This is a genomic window from Dictyobacter formicarum, from assembly GCF_016587435.1.
In genome coordinates this window covers 101,712-120,846 of sequence record NZ_BNJJ01000021.1, presented here as the reverse complement: position 1 = coordinate 120,846, position 19,135 = coordinate 101,712, and the positions used below count along the sequence as shown (strand labels likewise).

15 protein-coding genes are annotated in these 19,135 nt (G+C 52.3%); 6 read left to right on the top strand and 9 right to left on the bottom strand.

The window, feature by feature from the left end; all coding sequences use genetic code 11:
* Positions 1-109: 109 nt before the first annotated feature.
* Complete coding sequence (locus tag JMI88_RS29925) at positions 110-586, bottom strand: DUF417 family protein (protein ID WP_201365696.1); 477 nt, start codon at positions 584-586, stop codon at positions 110-112.
* A 56-nt stretch (positions 587-642) separates the two neighbouring features.
* Positions 643-837 carry a hypothetical protein gene (locus tag JMI88_RS29920; RefSeq protein ID WP_201365694.1) on the bottom strand — a complete coding sequence of 65 codons (195 nt, stop codon included), beginning with the start codon at positions 835-837 and terminating at the stop codon, positions 643-645.
* A 635-nt stretch (positions 838-1,472) separates the two neighbouring features.
* Here JMI88_RS29920 and iscB point away from each other — a divergent pair.
* The 3 genes from iscB to JMI88_RS29905 all read left to right on the top strand — a co-directional run bounded on the left by iscB (position 1,473) and on the right by JMI88_RS29905 (position 4,046).
* Positions 1,473-2,789 carry an RNA-guided endonuclease IscB gene (gene iscB, locus JMI88_RS29915; RefSeq protein ID WP_201365692.1) on the top strand — a complete coding sequence of 439 codons (1,317 nt, stop codon included), beginning with the start codon at positions 1,473-1,475 and terminating at the stop codon, positions 2,787-2,789.
* Between the two features lie 103 nt (positions 2,790-2,892).
* A complete protein-coding gene (locus JMI88_RS29910; protein WP_201365690.1) occupies positions 2,893-3,678 on the top strand; it encodes a crotonase/enoyl-CoA hydratase family protein in 786 nt (261 codons plus the stop codon).
* Between the two features lie 176 nt (positions 3,679-3,854).
* Positions 3,855-4,046, top strand: a complete 192-nt coding sequence (locus JMI88_RS29905; protein WP_201365687.1) for a hypothetical protein — start codon at positions 3,855-3,857, stop codon at positions 4,044-4,046.
* 123 nt (positions 4,047-4,169) lie between these two features.
* Here JMI88_RS29905 and JMI88_RS29900 read toward each other — a convergent pair whose 3' ends face one another.
* The gene (locus tag JMI88_RS29900) at positions 4,170-6,104 is read right to left on the bottom strand and encodes a sensor histidine kinase (RefSeq protein ID WP_201365685.1); all 1,935 of its coding nucleotides are present in this window, start codon (positions 6,102-6,104) and stop codon (positions 4,170-4,172) included.
* 449 nt (positions 6,105-6,553) lie between these two features.
* Here JMI88_RS29900 and JMI88_RS29895 point away from each other — a divergent pair, with 449 nt between their 5' ends.
* Positions 6,554-7,159 (top strand): hypothetical protein, encoded by a 606-nt coding sequence (locus JMI88_RS29895; protein ID WP_201365676.1) that lies wholly within the window; start codon positions 6,554-6,556, stop codon positions 7,157-7,159.
* 211 nt (positions 7,160-7,370) lie between these two features.
* Here the strand turns inward: JMI88_RS29895 and JMI88_RS29890 are convergent, their stop codons facing one another.
* From JMI88_RS29890 to JMI88_RS29875, 4 genes are all read right to left on the bottom strand, one after another.
* A complete protein-coding gene (locus JMI88_RS29890; protein ID WP_201365675.1) occupies positions 7,371-8,711 on the bottom strand; it encodes a glycoside hydrolase family 3 protein in 1,341 nt (446 codons plus the stop codon).
* Positions 8,712-9,491: 780 nt separating this feature from the next.
* The gene (locus JMI88_RS29885; RefSeq protein WP_201365673.1) at positions 9,492-10,631 is read right to left on the bottom strand and encodes an FAD-dependent oxidoreductase; all 1,140 of its coding nucleotides are present in this window, start codon (positions 10,629-10,631) and stop codon (positions 9,492-9,494) included.
* Positions 10,632-10,669: 38 nt separating this feature from the next.
* Positions 10,670-11,389: a TetR/AcrR family transcriptional regulator gene (locus JMI88_RS29880; RefSeq protein WP_201365671.1), complete on the bottom strand. Its 720-nt coding sequence runs from the start codon at positions 11,387-11,389 to the stop codon at positions 10,670-10,672.
* Between the two features lie 471 nt (positions 11,390-11,860).
* Complete coding sequence (locus tag JMI88_RS29875) at positions 11,861-12,844, bottom strand: NAD-dependent epimerase/dehydratase family protein (RefSeq protein WP_201365669.1); 984 nt, start codon at positions 12,842-12,844, stop codon at positions 11,861-11,863.
* A 266-nt stretch (positions 12,845-13,110) separates the two neighbouring features.
* Between JMI88_RS29875 and JMI88_RS29870 the strand changes: the two genes are divergently transcribed.
* Entirely contained in the window at positions 13,111-13,743 is a 633-nt protein-coding gene (locus tag JMI88_RS29870; RefSeq protein WP_201365667.1) for a hypothetical protein, read from the top strand.
* 75 nt (positions 13,744-13,818) lie between these two features.
* Here JMI88_RS29870 and JMI88_RS29865 read toward each other — a convergent pair whose 3' ends face one another.
* Positions 13,819-15,225, bottom strand: a complete 1,407-nt coding sequence (locus tag JMI88_RS29865; RefSeq protein ID WP_201365665.1) for an MFS transporter — start codon at positions 15,223-15,225, stop codon at positions 13,819-13,821.
* Between the two features lie 627 nt (positions 15,226-15,852).
* On the opposite strand from JMI88_RS29865, the gene JMI88_RS29860 reads away from it, so the two are divergent.
* A complete protein-coding gene (locus JMI88_RS29860) occupies positions 15,853-17,070 on the top strand; it encodes a S53 family peptidase (RefSeq protein ID WP_201365663.1) in 1,218 nt (405 codons plus the stop codon).
* 85 nt (positions 17,071-17,155) lie between these two features.
* Here the strand turns inward: JMI88_RS29860 and JMI88_RS29855 are convergent, their stop codons facing one another.
* Positions 17,156-18,979, bottom strand: a complete 1,824-nt coding sequence (locus JMI88_RS29855) for an N-acetylmuramoyl-L-alanine amidase (RefSeq protein WP_201365660.1) — start codon at positions 18,977-18,979, stop codon at positions 17,156-17,158.
* Positions 18,980-19,135 lie beyond the last annotated feature (156 nt).

Sequence of the window (19,135 nt, the reverse complement as noted above, 5' to 3'; positions counted from 1 at the left end):
TCTTGCTCTAAACTGTGCCCCATCATATGGCCTATCGGGCTGTATGGTAGGGCGCAGTTTATTCCGGGACGGACGAATCGTGGCGAGTTTTGAGCTCGTGCGGACCCGTTTACCTTCCTCGCTTCATCGCTTGCCTGGTCATATCCTGGGCTATGATCATCAATGCTACGCCAGCCAGGCTCACATCTTTTATAAAGAACTCTCCCGTTATATTCAGTGCAGGGAATCCAACATCTGAGTACATCGATGCGGATTCTATAAAAAAGATGGAGAGTGTGCCGACAAAAAACAGTAGGATTAGTACCCCAACAAAACGCAAGCCTATGCCAATAAAGAGAAGCAAGGCTGTGAGTATTTCCAGGCCTCCAAGAATATAAACAATCGTATCAGAGGCCAAAAAAGCATAAGAACCCTCAAGCGCTCCCCTCACCGGGCTGGGATCGAAAAACTTCGTGATTCCTAGCCAGAGAAAAACTATCCCCAGCGTGACTCGCAACAAGGGAGGCGCTATTACCTGGATCAGGTGATATATTCCTGACTCGGATTGTTGCTGTGCCTGGCTCTGGGAGGCGGTCGATACAGTCATGAGAAAAATCTACCTTTCATCCATACGAACAGATGTATGCTCGTCCATACTACTTATTAATGCTGCCACCATGCCTGGATGTCGTGGCTAAAAGCACCAATGAGGTAATACCCTCCTGGCTTCTGGTGCGGGCTCCCTCCTGGTGAAGAAGGTGTTGAGCTTCCACCGCAAGCTGCTAAGAACAACATACTTCCAAGGATCAGAATACAAGAGAGGGTTGTAAAGACGCGCTTTATGTCGCTTTTCCGCATGTCATGTACTCCTTTACTGTTGAGCTTCAAACGGGCCAACGTCTTATACCGAACCTCCATGAACACTCATGAGTCGACCCGGCACTTTTTAAAGGGGCTCAGCAGCATCCCGGCGAGATGTTGCTTCCGCTTTCTTGAAAGCGGTATCACTGCCTGGTAACAAACCAGTACAGTAACGCCTCTTCAAGAGTGTTGCTGAATAAGGTTCTATAAAGAATTACGCCCAAAGGTTACGTAACTACTCGATTTGAGGGAAGAGGAGATTGCATTGCAGAGGCGTACTTCTTTCTGCTACACTGAATGCAGCGTGACGGCTGGACTGATGAACGCGCTTACCAGGGAGCGCGAGCCCTATGACTGGCAGATATTCCCCGGTCAGGAACCTCATCCCCTATAAGGGGATGGGCTTGTGAGAGCAAGCCCACACCTGACCAGACTCAGTTATGTATGTAACTACGTTAGGAGCGAAATTAGGTACGGCGGGGTGCGAGGCCAGCCCCACCCTCTACGGTGCAACATTAAACAGGTGTACAAGGCTAAACCAGTGTGTTGCACGATAAACCGCTCTATAACATTGTCGAGGCCAACTTTACCCGCGCAAGCGGTGCGTTCGAAAGAACATGGAAGGACCCACATTGAGTAGTGTGTTTGTTGTAGATGCGAATAAACAGCCATTAAATCCTATTCATCCGGCCCGTGCCAGGAAATTATTAACGACCGGGAAAGCAGCCGTGTGGAAACGATATCCATTCACTTTAATACTCAAAAAAACGATAGAACATCCACAGGTGAAGCCACTTCGGATCAAGCTTGATCCTGGTTCACGTACAACGGGTATTGCCATAGTAGACGATGCATCAGGGGAGATTGTTTTTGCGGCGGAGCTTTCCCATCGTGGGCATGCCATCAAAGACGCTCTTGATTCAAGGCGTGCGGTCCGACGTTCACGCCGCAATCGCAAAACCCGGTATCGCAAGGCACGTTGGGCCAATCGCAAGAGCAAAAAGAAGGGGTGGCTTCCGCCATCCTTAGAAAGCAGAATTGCCAATATTCTCACTTGGGTTCGCCGCCTTTCTCGTTTCTGCTCTATTCAAGCTATCAGTCAGGAGTTAGTGAGATTTGACATGCAGTTGATGGAAAATCCTGAAGTGAAAGGAGTTGAGTATCAGCAAGGCACGCTTCAAGGCTATGAAGTCAGAGAATATGTGCTCGAAAAATGGAACCGTCAATGTGCTTATTGTGGTGCCAAAGATATACCTTTACAGATAGAGCATATTCATCCCCGTGCGAACGGTGGCACCAATAGAATAAGCAATCTCACGCTAGCTTGCGATAAGTGTAATAAGGCCAAGGGCATCAAAGATATTAAAGACTTCCTCAAAAAGAACCCAGAGGTGTTGAAGCGCATTCAGGCTCAGGCAAAAGCACCACTCAAGGATGCAGCAGCCGTCAATGCGTCAAGATGGGCACTCTTTGAACGCTTGAAAGCAACGGGTTTGCCTGTGGAAGTAGGCAGTGGTGGATTGACCAAATTCAATCGGACAAGCAGGGAGCTTCCTAAAACGCACTGGCTTGACGCGGCAAACGTGGGAACGTCTACGCCTGATACCTTGCTCATCAAGGATGTTAGACCATTAGTGATCAAAGCTACTGGACATGGAAATAGACAAATGTGTTTGCCTGATAGATATGGCTTTCCGCGTACCTCTGCCAAAGGAGCAAAGAAGGTCAAAGGCTTTCAAACAGGGGATATGGTCAAGGCTCTTGTCACCAAAGGCAAAAAAGGAGGAACCTATGTCGGGCGGGTCGCCGTTCGTGCCAGAGGGTCATTCAATATTACAACCATCCAAGGAACCATTCAAGGTATTGGGTATCACTATTGTCATATGATCCATCATTGCGATGGATATAGTTACACGAAAGGGGACGCGGCGTTTCCTCCCGTCGCCTGAAGGCAGACGGGTCTCCACGCCGCACCATCTATGAGCGGATCATCGGATATTTCTAGCGGCACTTGTAGCTGTGTAAGAGAAGGAGGCAACGAGGAGGAATGCTATGTCAGTTCGGGTTGAGCGCAATGGGCCAATTACCACGGTGATACTGAGCCGGCCAGAGGTACGCAACGCGGTCAATCGCCAGACGGCGGAGGAATTGGCCAAGACCTTTCGGGATTTCGATGCCGATCCGGATGCGCTGGTGGGTGTGCTGGTGGGCGATCACGGCCAGTTCTGCGCGGGTGCGGACCTGAAAGCGTTTGCGGCGGGCGAAGGCAATCGCGTCGAGCCAGATGGCGACGGGCCGATGGGGCCAAGCCGGATGCTGCTTACCAAGCCAGTGATTGCCGCCATAAGCGGCTATGCTGTGGCGGGTGGGCTGGAATTGGCGCTGTGGTGTGATCTGCGTGTGATGGAAGAGGACGCCGTGCTGGGGGTCTTTTGCCGGCGCTGGGGTGTGCCGTTAATTGATGGTGGCACGATCCGGCTACCGCGCCTGATTGGGCTGAGCCGGGCGCTGGATTTGATTCTGACAGGCCGGCCTGTTGGGGCGCAGGAAGCGCTGGCGATTGGTTTGGCAAACCGGGTTGTGCCGCATGGTCAGGCGCGCCAGGCTGCCGAGGAACTTGCCAGAGAGATCAGCCGCTTCCCTCCGGCGTGTATGCGCAGCGACCGGCTTTCTGCCTATGCGCAATGTGATTTGAGCTTCCAGGAGGCGCTGGCGAATGAGTTTCAACATGGGTTTGGCGTGCTTCAAGCGGAAGGGACCAGCGGCGCGCAGAAGTTTGCCAGCGGCGCGGGCAGGCACGGCAGCTTTATACTGAAAGAGGAAACCGGCGATGGCTGATCTATCAGGCTGCAATTCCTGTCATAGCCCTTGGGCGCAATCACAGTGTTTTTCACTAAAACACTGTGACGCTCTCTGATGATATACTATTCTCAATCCCCTTCTCATACTTGTGTCTTTGAGTCCAGAAGGGAGTACAGTCATAATTGCGCCTCTCTCGTCGTCAGGAGAAGCATATGATGAAGTTTCAGGTCACCTACCGTTTGACTCATCCTGAATATATGCCGACCATTTCTCATACCACCTTCTCAGCTCACACACATCAGCAACTCGACAAGGCGATCATCAGGCTGGTGAAGAAGTGGGAGGAACAAGGCTATACACTTCGCATCCTCGCTGTGAGAAAGAGACTCCCGGTACCACCATAGAACTGGAAGGATACCAACTTCTATGATGCATCTTGTATTGACCTGCTGCTGCCTCACGGCAGCAGCTTATCCAGTGTGATTGGCAGGTCGCGGACGCGAATGCCTGTGTCTCCTTTCTTGTCTCTATGGGGCATTGCCGTGCTCTCGCCCCCCCAGAGATGGCGCAATCGGCAAGGTAAACCAGAAGGTCGCCCCGTGACCAGGGACGCTCTGTACTCCCACGTTGCCTGTGTGGCGCTCAATCAGCGCCCGGCACAGATAGAGGCCAAGACCTAAACTCAGGTCCATCTCATGCTGGACTGCGTTCCCTTTGGCACGATAGAAGCGTTCCCAGAGATGTGTTTGTTCTTCAGAAGGGATTCCTGGCCCCTCGTTGTGGACCGAGACCCGCGCGACTCCCTCCTCGATGGTCACTTGTATGGTCACTGGCGTTTCGTTGGGCGAATAGGCGAGTGCATTCGTCAGATAGGTCGTGAGGACCTGTGTGATCCGCTCAGCATCGGCAATGACAGGCACCTCTTGTGCCGCCGATTTCATTTCCAGAACAATCGTGCGCTCAGGCACCAACTGTTGTCGCGTGGCTACAGCAGCTTTGAGCAGAGCAAGCAGGTCACGCCGTTGCAGATGGAGCTCCAGTTGATTGGTCTGGATACGTGCATCATCGGTGATGTTATCGATCATGCGCTGTTGAACCCGAGCACTCCGTAAGGCAGTCTCTAAGGGCTGCTGTGCCTGTACAATCTGCTCACTAACGCGCTCGGCCTGCGCTGCACCCTCGTGCTTCAGCAACTCTAGCCGGCGCTGAGCCAGTTGCAGATTGCCTAAGATCCCTGTCAGCGGGGTGCGTAGCTCGTGATTGGCCAGAATCAAGAAATCATGGTTGAGGCGATTGATTTCGTGCAGCACAAGTTCCCTGTTTCGGGCCTCAATTTGCTGATGCAAACAATGGAGATATTCCATGACCAGCATGGCCTGTGCGGAGACGACTTTCACCAGTTCGATCTCTTCTGGTGTATATATGCTATCTACACCAGGCTTGATGATACAGATGACTCCGCTCAGTTGCTGCTCAAAAAAGAGGGGGATCAGGAGAATCGTCACGTTCCAGTAGCTCTCGGAAGCAAAAACATCGAAGCCAGGTGGGTAATGCACGCGATCACCACGAACAATTGCCTCTTTATTCGTGCAGAGGCGAGCAATCACTGTTTCCGCCAAAAGCTCTGAAGCCGTGAAGAGGCCACTTGTCGCCCGTTCAGGCTCTTCTTGTTCAGCAGTGAAACCACTGCCTGCGACATAATAGTAATACCCCGCTGAATCCAAAGCTTTCAGACTCGCCCGAGGGCAATCCAGGACCTGATGGATCACATTGACCAGTTGCTGGGCGATAAAGATCACCGGAGGGGACAGGAGCAGGGACCCCTCAGGCAAAGCGGCTGCAACCTGCTTGGAAAAACGCTCAAGGTTCTCAGGGAGGTGCGCAATGGCTTTGGTCATGGTCAGCACAGCCTCGTGGACGCGTTGGAGATGGCGGGCTTGCTGATCCCGCTGTGAGATTTCATGGAAAACCGCAACCATCCCCCTCACATGCTTCTGTGCATCAAGCACAGGTGAGCAGGATACGTTCATGGCAACTCTTCGCTTGGAAGGAGTCTGGAGCATGAGCGTTTGTTCTGGTGGACTGGATGTCGCTTCTTCACTGCTGGGGGTTCTGAGCCATGCTTCCGGGAAAATTGGTCGTTGCTGCTCGTTACACAGTGTATAGTACGCAAGGAAGTCCCGATAATCTCTTCCTCGATACCTGGCTTCAGAAGACACTTCAAAGAGCCTTAAGGCCGCGGCGTTGAGTCGGAGGATTTTTCCATCCTGGTCGCAAGCGACGACACCATCCGGCAAAACCGCAAAGATAGCCTCAAGCTGCCGGAACAGCACCGTCTCGTTTTGCGCAGCACGCGGTTTTGCCGTAACTTTCAACGGGGTCGATCGGATACCATGCTTCCTTGCAGATGTCACATCTGGTCGCTGCTTTCGCTGCACGACATGCCGCTGGCTTTTACCCATCGTGTTTTCCTTTAAAGAAGGCTCAACTGTTCTACAGGTGAAGAGAAACCACAAGACGACAGGGCTATTGTACACGGCGGCAGAAATGGATCGCAATCTCATCCCTCTAGCTGCGTACGAGGCACGACCGCCATGTTTGATGGGATTCCCTATCATTTTGCGATATTGATTCTTTAGAGACTATCCTGGCGAGATAATCAGTGTACATCCCAACAGTATCCTGTGGAGTGAGAGCAAAAAGCCCTAATGCAAGTTCAAGAAAGCCCTTGTGTAAGGAGGGCAAAACTGCTAATATGAGGTCTGACCAGGTCACCTCTCCGAGATTTGCTTGCGCTACTTATCAAGCAATAAGGAAGGCAAGAAGAAAAGGAAAAACGAACCTCGCGGTGGTTTTCTTGGGAGAGATCGTTGTTTTGCTCCAACTCATCTGCAAGAAAGGGATTTTGAGGATGTATGACCTCTCAGGGAAGAATGATCGTGCGATTCTCTTACCACATCTCCCCCAACCTGCTGGAGGTCCCCCTCTTATCGTCGCCAGTGATATTGAGCTTCGTTTTGCTTACCCCATTGTTGGGGATTTCTTCCAGAAAAACCAGCCTGGCGGGTTCTCAGAAGCAGAACCTGCCGACTCGTTTGTCGAGGTTGTCAGAAGCTCCCCTCCTCAGGGAGATGCCACTGAGATGTATGCTCTCTGGGACACAGGGATCTGTCCTGGGCATATCTTGAGGCATTACTCTCGGCAAGAAGACTTACGGGCACATCCGCTGGCCGAAAGAGGGATGTTTCCTTGCGGGGTGTTTGAGGTGAAACCGTCCGCCTGGCTCCAGCACTTGCAGAGCACCGAACCGGAGAATCTGCTCGCAGAAATCATCAGCGAGTATATCGCGCCACTGACGCCAATCGTGAAACATGTCAGATACCATCATCTGCTCTTTGCTTTCCATGGAACTACACTCGAATTGATTACCGATCGTCTCTCCTACGAACTCTTCCCAACGGTTGAGCAGGTGCGACAGGAGATTCAGAGGATCAAATGGGGCGCAGATATCTTCTAATCTGCCTCCTTACACAGAATAATTCTTGTTCAGAGATATTCATCACTACACTACACCATATGATATGACATCTACAGCCATATTTCTTCTGCTTCCCTGCCGGTATGTACTCCATTCTGCATGACCGGGCTGAAAAAATCACAATGATCGATGTTGATGCTCCCATTTATTATTAATGGGAGCATCAACATCGAGTAGGATAATCGAGGCGCTACGACAGCGAGATAAGTCCCATTCTCGCTTTGAGGGCGATGATGCGCTGCAACGACTGGTGCAGGCGATCCTGCGAGATGCGTCCGGATTGCACGGCCGAGGTAACGGCATTGACGACTGCCGCCTGGCGATCAGGTGCCATTGGACATTCAATGATGTCGTTGCCCGCGAGAATAGCCTGGACAGTTGCCTCGGCGATCGCCTGCGAGGGATTGCTATATCCCTGCTGCTGCATGAATTGGAGCAACCCTCCTGCCTCCATCTGGTCGGTAACGACGACGCCTTGATAGCCCAGCTGGCCGCGCAGAACCTGGTTTATCAGTACCGGTGAGAGCGAAGCCGGTTTATGTGAGTCATAAGCGGGGACCATGACGTGCGTTGTCATGATCATTCCAGGTTGATGCGACAACAGGGCGCGAAACGGTGCGAAGTCAACGGAGTTGAGCTGGGCCTGGCTGTGCGTGATGGACGACAACCCATTGTCAGGATTAACCGGAGCCGAGCCGATACCGGGCCAGTGCTTCAGCGTTCCCTGCACGCCGTTCTGCTGTAAGCCGTCCAGAAACGCTCCGGCATACTTGATGACGTCGCCAGGTGTCGAACCAAACATACGGCTCTGGTCTATGGCACCCCCTTGATAGACATCAACCAGCGGGGCTAAATTAGCGTTGATGCCATTGGCCAGCAAGCGCTGGGCGTTTTGACGCGCCTGGGCATACACTTGTTTGGTATCACTTTTCGCAGCCAGGCTACTGGGCGAAGGCGTGGAGCCGTAATACGGGGCAAGCCGATCGACGGTTCCCCCCTCTTCGTCTGTTGCCACGATCAACCGCTGATTGGCGTGTGCCTGAAGGTCATGTCCCAGTTGTGCCAATCCGCTCTGTGTACTCGGCATGAGCGCCCCGCCGTACTGGGTAAAGATGATGACGTTGGCGATATCCCATTGTTGCAACGGCTGATTCAACACGGAATTATAGCCGTTAGTATAGACGGGCAGCATGAGCAACTGACCAATCTTTTGCGTCTGCGTCATGTGGTCGATATACGCGTCGATACTCTGGTTCTGCCCGCTAGCCTGATTGGCTAGGGGAGCATATGGAGATGATGAGGATCGCGATGATTGTGTAGAAGTTGATTGATGAGCATACACAGCGCCCAGGGCAGGAGATATTGGCCGCTCGGACGTATTTGAGATATGCCATATCTGCCCAATAGTAAAAATGCAGGCGATGTGTACCGCAAGGACCAGGAGCATGGCGCTGAACAGGATGTGCTGTAAGCTCCTACCAGGAGCCCTTGACTGCTGTTGTTTATGCTCTAATGGAGAAGGATATATCATAAAGGAAGCCCTTCGTTTCCAGAAATCACTGTCTTTATCTCTATCTCTGCTACTTGTTTCGCTTTACAATGAGGGCACAGGCTTTCATTACCTTCAATACAGGGATACACACACAATCTCACCGGCTTGTCTGTAGCGAGCTCTTTCAAATCTCTATTTAAATGTGTGGAGCGTGAGGACGTATAATTCGTTACCTGTTGATTGGTAATGGGGCCAGGATCAATGCGACTTTTATAGTCACGTTGTCTCGCGCAAGGAGGCTGGTACATTACTGAGGTCCTACAGGATCGGGAATATCGGCATCCCCTGTCTTGCCATCGTCCAGGCACTGCCGCCAGCAAAGCCATGCACGTAGTTAAGCCATGATGGCAGCGCTAGCCGCATTACAGCCAGATTGACGATAGCTTATCAAGGGCCTGCTATAGATGATTCTCATTACGAGCAGGCCGCGTTGCCCACAATTATACTACAATAAATAGGTATATTGTCACCACTGTTGGATTGAACTGGAGTGTAGGAAATAGTTGTGATCCTCCTCAGGCAAGCGCATGAGATCGCCCCTGCCAGAAGGCATCAAAGGAGCCATTGCCCTTGATGACCGCTTCGCTAGATGATTTTCTCGGGATGAAGCACGACGATGACCCGATGTGGGTCATTGGCTATACTTTTGAGTATTTCCTCGCTCCGGGCTTCTGGCACGTACTTTTCAATGATGGGACGCGTCAACGCGGCGATGTTGTGCTCAATAATCTCCGCCCAGAGCGCGTACCCCCTCGTTGGTTATCCTTTCTGGGATGCATACTGAGTCATCAGATCAAGCATGCCTTGTGGTGCATCGGGTTGGAAGCTGATCATGAGGTTCCTCTGGGCTTCCGAGGCAGCAGCTTCACTTCGAGGAAACAATGCTGCTTCATAGGAATCGAGAGCTGTTTCCACATTGTCCGGGTTCGCCAGAAGGGCTTCTGCTAACTCCGCCCCATCAAGCATGGCGAGATTGGCCCCCTCACCAGCGAACGGCGACATCAAGTGAGCGGCATCGCCCAGCAAGGTCACCCCGGGGATGCGTTCCCAGCGATGCCCAATGGGGAGCGCATAGATGGGGCGAGGAATCAGTTCGGTCTCACTCTCGGCAATGAGGGCACGTAATTGGTCATTCCAATCGGGAAAATGGTTGAGCAGATGCCGTCTGGTCGCCTCGGGATCGCGAACGTCGATCCCACTAGCAGCTGCCCACGATTCAGGGGTCTTGAGCGCGATATAGACGGTGATGCGGTCATTGCCGTCACAGTGCGTCATAAGACCCTTTTCGTCGGCGAGGGCAAACATCGAACCGCGACCCACCAGGGCAGCGATCTCAGGATGGCGGATACTCGCCTCAAGCAGATGCGTTTCCATGAAGGAGATGCCTGAGTAGATGGGTTGCGCGTCTGAAACGAGCGGCCTGACTTTTGACCAAGCCCCATCCGCGCCAATCAAGAGGGCGGCGGTGAACGTTTCTCCACTTACCAGGGTGACCTGATGTCTTCCCTCTTCCAGCTTGACGACACTCCTCACTTTGCTTCCCCAATGAATGCAGTGGTCTGGCAGTGATTGGAGCAAGATTTGACGGAGCGCCCCGCGCTCAACCTCTGGTCGGGTATCGTCACCGCTGTCTTCCCAGCAAACCGTGCCGGCCTTGTCAAGAACCCGCATCTCGTCGCCCGCTGGGATCACCAACGTGCGAAAAGCCTCAAACAGTCCAGCCTTGCGTAAGGCAAGCTGACCGGACTCTTCGTGCATATCTAGAATGCTTCCCTGCTCACGAGCTGTAGGTGATGCCTCCAGCTCGTAAATCGTGGCATCAATTCCATGCCGATGCAACACGCTGGCAAGCGTGAGCCCACCCAGACCTGCGCCGATAATCGTTACCTGTGGTTCCAAGAAAGTGTTTCCTTTCTGTTCTTCGCGATCTACTGTTCCTATATGGCGTCTGTTTTCTCCTGTTCTGTGGCTGCACGAGGAGTGCTCAGTGCCCCAGAGAGGAGAACGTCGATGCCCCACGCGAAGCGATCAGGACCGCTGCCGGAAAAAAGCTCATTGCCGAGTTGTGCAATATGAGGGTATACACTCGCGTCAATGGTGGTAATCGCCGCAACGAGGACTGAGTCCTCGTCGGCGGCCACCGATGAGGACTGACGAGTGCTTTGCTCCACGGCAGTCGCTGTCGCATACAGAAGCAGCAGGTCGACCACCCACGCGGCCTCTCGGTCTGGCATCCCCCCCTCCTTCAAGAGAGCGAGAAGCTGCTCCAGCAACGCAAGATAGTTCGGACCGCTGGGATGCATGGTCAAGGTCATCCGAGCGATCTCTGGATAGTTGAAGAGGACAGAGGTGTAGCGCATGAGCACCTGTTTCAACCGGTCGCGCCATGTCCCCTCCACGGTGAGTGGTGAAGTTGCCGCAGCCAGGAGGGCGTCCAGAATCTGCACATGCAGATCGGTTGTATTGCGCACGTAGACATACAACGAGGCTGGCCCTGTATCCAGCGCTTCCGCAATACGACGCATGGTGACCTTGTGAAGTCCCTCCTCGCGCAGAATGGCGAGCGCGGCATCGATAATGCCCTGCCGGGTCAAGGCCGGTTTGGCCGGACGTTCGCGTCGGCTGCGAGGCGGTGAAAAACGTTTGTGCGTCATCATGGAAACAGTATAGCACGAACATGTTCGTTACGCAAGCATTCGTAACGAACATGTTCGTGCTATACTGTGCTCGGCACAGCATGCGCCCGCAACGCAGACACGTTTCCTGTAGACCCACATAGAGCGAAGCTGTCATCAAGGGCAGAGGAGACTGGCTGTGCTGCTGGTTTCACGCGCCACTCGTCCCCTCGCAATAATCACTCTCGTCTCCGCTGTAAATCCCCTTTTCCCTCGCTTGCCTACTCACAACTATTTCCCACACCCGAGCTGAGCCTATATTTATAGGCATAGCTAAAATATGCTTCATTTTGAGCTCATATGTCGATAAAGGTAGCTGGAACATAGCAGAATATTCAGTACCTATCACGAGCGTAATCTTTACCCCTGGTAAAGCAGAAAATAGCGGGAACTACAAATTTGCCTGCCCTCGTATGACAACGAGGGCAGGCAAAAAGCAGTTGGAAGGGCGATTTATCGCCTTTGGCCCGCGCTGCTCATGCTCTCTTGCTGGTCGAACACCGCAAGCGCCTGTTGGATGCCCTGCTGATAGGTTGGGGCAACCACTGGTTTCCAACCTAGCTCACGCGCCGCCTTCGCGTTGGAGACACGCATGGAGGTCGAGAAGAAGTCGGTCGCCAGGGGGGCGAGTGGACGCATCATCCAGCCTGGGAGTGAAAAGGGCATCGGGAGATGAGCCTGCTGGCAGAGGAACGTGAAGAAGTCTTTATTGTGTACCGGTTCGTCATCGACGATGTTATACGCTTCTCCTGCCTTGCCCCGTTCGAGGGCTGCGACCGTGGCGGCTGCCGCATCTTCCAGATAAATCCAGGAGGTGACCGCGCGGCCCCCATCAGGGAGAGGAAGGCTTCGGCGGCGCAGGTTCTCCAGGATAGGGACGAGAGACGCTGGCCCATAAAAGTATCCATAGCGTAGCGATATCCCCTCGATCCAGCCCGCCTGGGTCGCCTCCCAGATCTGCTGCTCCAATGAGCGGAACCCGGCCATGTGCCGTTCTAGTTGGGAAGAGCTTCCAGCAGGTGCGAACGGACAGTCTTCAGTGATGACCTTTTCGCCCCAGTCCCCGTAGCCGTAGCCCAGCGTCATCGACTCCGCTACGAACCTGCGTGCTCCTACCTCCCTGGCGGCCGCGAGCAGATTCGTGGTCCCACCATCGCGCAGCGCGTTGGTGGCATACATATCCTGATGACGCAGAGGCGTCTTCTTGAGCGCGGTCAGGGCATGAATGACTGCGTCGGCTTGCACCCCCTTGACAGCTCTGAGCAGGTCGTCGCGATCCATCACATTTGCCAGGATCGGGTGAGCGCCAAGGTGAGAGAGGTGATCCCTACTCTCAGGGGAACGGGCCAACCCAAGAACTTCGTGTCCTTTTGCGATGAGGGCACGGGTCAAGGGGGTGCCCAGAGCCCCACTCGCTCCAGCAATAAGCACTTTCATGATAGCCTCCCTTATGCTGACTAGCTACGAAACTATATACAGGAGTGGTCCCGTTTCCAACTTCCTTTCGTTTCCTGCAAAAGAGACGGGCAAGCCATGCGATATGTGACAGTGGCAAGGTCCAGCATCCTTTAATTTACCAGGTGTTTTTCATAGACAGAGAGACAAATATACTTTAATACTGATATACTGAGTGGTAACGTTGCATTGTCATAGTGGAGTGAGAAAACGATGGATACGCTCCTCCTCTGATGAAAGGAAAAAGAATGATTCTCCCCCCTGGCAACTGCCCTGCCTGTAAGCGCAATGACCATGTTCAGAAAGTCCCGGCTATTCATCGCAATAGCTACTCCACCAGGATGGGGACCCAGGTCACTACCTCTACTTCTGTCACCTATGACGACAAGGGAAATCCTACCTATACCTCTTTTCCTCAGACGACCACCGTTCCAGTCATTCGCCAGACGAAACTTGGCGCTTTGCTCGCTCCTCCTCGGCGGAAAACGTTTCCTCTTCCTGTCGGCGAGAAGATCATCCTCTGGCTTTGTCCTCTCCCTGCCATCGCTCTCTATCTCTCTCTATTGTTTTTCCCGTCCTTTATGGATGGCCTCCTTCCTGCCGATTCCAGCGTTGCTAGTATCCTCCTGGTCATCTTGAGCACATGCAGTCTCTCTATCGCCCTTCCTGTGCTCCTTGGGATTCTGACTCACAAAGTATTTTTCCGTCAAGCTAACAAGCGCCGCCGTGAGCTACAACAGCAGGAGCAGGAGCGCTGGTACGATCTTGTGCGCCAATGGGAGCAATTCTGTTATTGCCATCGGTGCGATTGCGTCTTCTCTGCCAATACCGAGGAAATGGCTGCACCTGCGCACATGCAGCAACTCTACCGTCGCTGCTGACTCAAGAGCAACTCAGGTAATAACGACAGGTCAAAGAAGGAGCGGTCGCTTTGCTCTCTGAGGGAGGGACTGCTTTTATGATTTGCCCGCTTTTACCTCAGAGACATTCCCCAGATACGAAGGGGAGATCTGCTCCAGTGATTGCTTATGCGTCTGGACACCGTAGAGCAGCATCACGAGAGCACCGATAAGCAGTGGCGCGCCAAAGATGACCAACTCGATTTGTGCGGAGACCCCTAGGCTGAGCAACACACCACCAAAGAGTGGGCCGATGAAGGAGCCGATGCGTGTAAAGCCAGCAGACCACCCGGCACCTGTGCCGCGTACCTCGGTGGGATAGACCTCCGCACTGTAGGGGGGGAAGATCCCCAGCAGGGTGGTGCCGAAAAAAAAGATGATCCCTCCAACCAGTACCAGGAGCACTGGTTGCGCGGCAATCTGGGGCAGAAAGCTACCAAGAATGAGCATGAAGACGCCTGCTACCAGTGGATAGATCGTCAGTACCAGTTTGGACCCGCCTTTGCGCAACAAGGAGAGAGCCAGGAAAACGGAGGGGATGGCAAAGAAATTGATCAACATGGGATAGTTGATGCTCTCTGCGTCAGAGTAGCCCAGGTTCTTCAGTGTGGTTGGTAACCAGATGATGAAGGCGAACTCGAAAAAGCCAATAAAGAAACCAAAGAACCAGTTGGCAATTGTGCGCTGTCGGTAGATGCTGCACCAAAGCAGACGCAACCCATCGATGGGCGACAACCGTTTATCTTCGATGGAGAGGTCTTCCCGCGCATCGTCGAGGGGATCGTAGTTCCCTCCTGTGTGGTGTCGAATCTCAGAAGCGACACGCAGGGCTTCGTCTTCCTTGCCCGCAGCCAGCAGATAGCGGGGAGATTCGGGGAACTTGAAGCGGACTACGACCACGAGCAATGCTGGGAGCGCTTGCACATAAAATAACGATTTCCAGCCAGCGACTGGTAAGAGAAAATGGGCACTGAGGGCTGCAAAAGCATAGCCAAGCACAATAGCCAGGATACCGAGCACCATTTCGGTGCGCGTGCGCAAGTGAGCGGGCAAGAACTCCGCGAGCAAGGTGAAGGCCAGTGGAATTTCTCCGCCAACGCCAATGCCCATGAAGAAGCAGGTGATGGTAAACTGCGGATAGCTCCAGGAATGCGTCTGGATCAGGTTTGTGATGGAAAATAACAAGATGGTATACATCAAGGCCTTTTGTCGTCCAATACGGTCGCCGATAATCCCCCACAAGATGGCACCAACACAGGTGCCAAGTAAGGCAGCGGTGGGCATATAGGAACCCTGAATGTAGTCGAGGTTCCACTCCATACGCATCATGGGCAGGATAAATGAGCAGGTGACCTGGTCCATGTTATCAAAAGCGGTGCCAAGGAAAATGATAAGAAGCAAGATTTTGTAGAAGTTGGACCAACGAAACGTTCCTGGCAGAGATTGGGAGCCGGTATTGTGCATATTGTCTGCCCTCTTCTTTCTCTTACGGCGCGAGAGGCGTCCTCCAGCACTCTCATTTTCTAGACGAGCTTGCTCTTCTCATAAGCATTTTATCTTTCATGAGGATACAATTCTCGCAGCCATATGTTATTCTCTTAAAATAACCAACTGCTTACTTATATAGTATGTGTTACCTTTTGCCAACATTGCTGGTAAATAAGATGAAAAGGATAGCTATTTTGATGGAAAAATATATCGTAATGAAGCCATTTCCCAAGCTGATTTAGCGTCTATGAAAACTTCTTTGGCAGCTAATTTGGCAGCTATCTTCCCTAGAGATAATCACTTTTCTCTCTTACTCCCATCGCGAAGCGATTAGCCTATTTGGGCTACATTTTGTTTTGTATCAACATGCATCAATTTAATTCATGTTATGCTTTCCACAACAATAAGCAAGCAGAGATTATACTGTTTTCTTCAAGAAGAAGCCAGGAACAGTAGATAGCTTATTGTGAGGGCGATTACAATCAGCCGAAAGTGTTGAGTGCTTGATGGATCCGCCCTATCCTTTTAGTTCTCCGAGCCATACGGACTTGGGATGGTTATAAGGGCAACGAGGAGTAGTATTAGTATGTACAAGAGGTTATCATGTTTTATTTACGTCAGGACAACCGGTTGACGAGGAAAAATCCCCAAACCGCTTACAATGCCGTTAGCCATAACATGTGTTCAGTACTGCAAGGGGGGAGCGGGCATATTTCCGCCCGGATCTTGCTACTTGCGCTGATTACTGTTGTGTTACTGAGCTCTACTTTTCTCTACTCCAGACTAAGCAGTAGAATTACTACCGATCCTGGTTTTAAGCATATGGCGTTCCCGGGTGGACCAGGTGGACCAGGGGGAGCTGGCTCATCCACTTATTTGACGCCACAGGATCTCTGGAAGCAATATAATTTACCTGGTGCGAATGGTGGCGCTGGACAACTTGTGGCTGTCGTTATTGATGGCGGCGTTCCCTCTATTGAGTCTGATCTTGCTGCATACAGTCGGAGATTCGGCCTTCCGCAATGTACAGTTGCCAGCGGCTGCTTGACCATTAAATACCAGGGTGGTCACCCCATTGCCCCGGGTTCTGACGAGGCTGAAGGAACCCTGGACATTGAGACGATCCATGCTGTAGCGCCAAAGGCCAAATTGTTGCTGTACAATGTACAGCAGAGTAGTGCTGGCCTGGCCACAGGACCATCGGAGATTATCAAAACTCCGGGACTTAAAGCTATCAACATGAGCTATGATTTTGGTAGCAATAATGTACAACAATATCAGGCGTTGTATGCTAATAATCCTAACCATGTTGCGCTCTTTGCTTCCAGTGGTGATAATGGGCATGGAGCAATTGCTTATCCTGCCATCTATCCAGGCGTAATTGCTGTTGGTGGAACCGTGCTTAATGGAGGTGTCGAGACAGCCTGGAGTGGTGCCGGTGGTGGACTAACGAGCTATCCGGAACCAGCCTACCAGAAAACCTTCGGTATTCCTCAGGCTAATGGTCAGCGTGGTGTACCTGATGTGGCAGCGGTCGCTGGAACGCACATGACCATTTATCTTCGAGGCCAATGGAACGGAATGGTTGGCACCAGCGTGGCCACCCCAATCTGGAGTGGTATCGCAGCCCTGGTGAACAAACCTATCACACCTGATCTGCTTTATACCGTAGCGAAGCAGCACCCAGACGCCTTCCGCGATATTACCAGCGGTACCAATGGCAGCTGTGGCTTCCTTTGTACGGCTCACCCAGGCTATGATTACATCACTGGTCTGGGAACACCCCAAAACTTTGTCAAAGATGTCAATGCTATACCATAAGGCATAAGCTGCGATAAAAAAAAGGTGCATAGCCCTGAGCTATGCACCTTTTTACCCTATTCTTTTGCCTGGTTTCTTTCGTCGTTTACTGCTTTACCGTTGAGGTATGTACGATCGTGACATCGCTGGCCGGGACGAAGGCCTGGCGATGACTGAAGTTGATCTCATACCACAGGGTCGTGCTGTTATCCTGAACAACTGTATATCCAGAGACGAAGACTGCGCCATTGGGCACGCCACCAAGGATATATCCGGAAATAGGATCTCCATCCACAAATATTGTAGCCGAACTGCTGTTGATGCTAACCAATGTGCCAGTGCCCTCGGTCACATCAGCATCAGGAGGCACCGCCAGCCAGACCAGTTTCGCGTCCTGGAATTGGCTGCTTGGATTGGAGTGAACCTGGTCATCCTCACCGTACCAGATCTCATACAGGGTATCTCCCGTCCCTGCCGGATCCTTGACTTTGGCCAGATACGCATAGCTTATATCTGCTTCGACATTATTCGTTTCATCGGTAATATCTGTGGGATTGCTATATTGCGGGATCAACCCGGACTTGGTGCTGGGACCATTATAGAGGTAGAAGAAATTGAAATCGGCAGGTGATTCGACACCTCCCTTGTCGAGATGTTTCTGGGTGTGCAGTTCGATGGTGCCTTTTGTACTCTCTTCCTGAGGATAGGGCACACCCTGGCTATGAATCAGGCCAAAGTAGTAGTCCCACAGCCAGTAGGGACCTGGATCGACATGGTTAGGGCCGTATGGATACAAAGGCGGAGGCACTGTACCGTGGGACACTATGTGATTGTGATCCAGGGGCAGATTATATTTCTTGAGCAGATAGGCAACCAACTTCGCTGAGCCAAGATACTGAGCCGCATTGTACCACTGGAAGCCGGTCGCGTCATAGCCCACATTCTCAATGCCAACCGAGTGCTGATTATACCAGTAGTTCCCGCAGTTATAGGTAAAATCAACATCATGTACCATCTGATAGACAGTACCATCAGAATCAACAATGTAGTTTGCTGCGGCACCAGCAGAGGTTTGAGGATCGGTGTTTTGGAAAGCATTGAGGGCATCTTGCAGCGAACCCTCAGTATCATGAATTACCACGTAGTCGACTGGCAGCGGATAGCCCGCACCGGAGCGCTCCTCATAGTTGCAGGGAGGATAGAGCGTTGGCGGAAGTGTGCAGTCAAAAGTGTTGGGATCGAGAAGGCAGTTTACTGCGGCAGGATAGTCGCCTGTTGGGGTAGCATTGCACCCGGCAGGAATCGTGAATGGGCTCTTGACCGCATTCGCTGTCCCAGTATTGGGCTTGACTGTTTGTGCCGCGAGAGTGATAGTTTCACCAGCATCACTCTGCGCGCTAAAGCCCGTGTTGAGGATATGGTAGAGGGCATCCGCGTACATGATCGCGGTGGGGCGAACTGTCGCATGACTATACTCGGCCACAGCGCCATACCAGTCAGCCAGGTTGCTGGGCACGGTATGTGTGCTGGAGAGCTGCAAGGCTTCCGCGCGCAGGACGGCAGCGCCGCCACGGATATTGGTGGCGATATCAGTCTTGAGCAGGTTGGCGTTCACATGTAGCAGGCCAGCGGCTTGATCCAGCGTATCTGCGTGCTTGTTCTTGACCAGGTGCATGCAGCCAAAACCATCATCAATGCTGGGGCTACCTCCGTGATTGCTTAAACGCCCCTCCATATAACACAACGCCTTGAGCAGAGAAGAGGGCACGCCAGATTCGCGACTGGCCTGATCAAAGGCGGAGCCAATTTTGTCATTACTGACAGTCTGGGCGTTCGCTGTGGGCGATGACCCCATTAGGCTCGCAAACAGGACTAGCAGGGTAAATATTGCCGAGAGAGAGAGACGCGAAAGAGACATACTTCGATGCATAAAATAGATATACCTCCATGTAATATAATTCCAGACGAAAGACATGGGAGGCCAGGAAACAAAAGACAGGGTAAAGTGAGATTGGCACATTTAGCTATAAACACAGCATTTACGCTGCTAAATATAACATATTTAATGCCTCGATGGAAGAGCTAA

Coding starts and splice junctions, on each gene's coding strand:
- JMI88_RS29925 (WP_201365696.1), bottom strand. CDS start 586: ATGACTGTATCGACCGCCTCCCAGAGCCAGGCACAGCAACAATCCGAG.
- JMI88_RS29920 (WP_201365694.1), bottom strand. CDS start 837: ATGCGGAAAAGCGACATAAAGCGCGTCTTTACAACCCTCTCTTGTATT.
- JMI88_RS29910 (WP_201365690.1), top strand. CDS start 2,893: ATGTCAGTTCGGGTTGAGCGCAATGGGCCAATTACCACGGTGATACTG.
- JMI88_RS29905 (WP_201365687.1), top strand. CDS start 3,855: ATGATGAAGTTTCAGGTCACCTACCGTTTGACTCATCCTGAATATATG.
- JMI88_RS29900 (WP_201365685.1), bottom strand. CDS start 6,104: ATGGGTAAAAGCCAGCGGCATGTCGTGCAGCGAAAGCAGCGACCAGAT.
- JMI88_RS29895 (WP_201365676.1), top strand. CDS start 6,554: ATGTATGACCTCTCAGGGAAGAATGATCGTGCGATTCTCTTACCACAT.
- JMI88_RS29890 (WP_201365675.1), bottom strand. CDS start 8,711: ATGATATATCCTTCTCCATTAGAGCATAAACAACAGCAGTCAAGGGCT.
- JMI88_RS29880 (WP_201365671.1), bottom strand. CDS start 11,389: ATGATGACGCACAAACGTTTTTCACCGCCTCGCAGCCGACGCGAACGT.
- JMI88_RS29875 (WP_201365669.1), bottom strand. CDS start 12,844: ATGAAAGTGCTTATTGCTGGAGCGAGTGGGGCTCTGGGCACCCCCTTG.
- JMI88_RS29870 (WP_201365667.1), top strand. CDS start 13,111: ATGATTCTCCCCCCTGGCAACTGCCCTGCCTGTAAGCGCAATGACCAT.
- JMI88_RS29865 (WP_201365665.1), bottom strand. CDS start 15,225: ATGCACAATACCGGCTCCCAATCTCTGCCAGGAACGTTTCGTTGGTCC.
- JMI88_RS29860 (WP_201365663.1), top strand. CDS start 15,853: ATGTTTTATTTACGTCAGGACAACCGGTTGACGAGGAAAAATCCCCAA.
- JMI88_RS29855 (WP_201365660.1), bottom strand. CDS start 18,979: ATGCATCGAAGTATGTCTCTTTCGCGTCTCTCTCTCTCGGCAATATTT.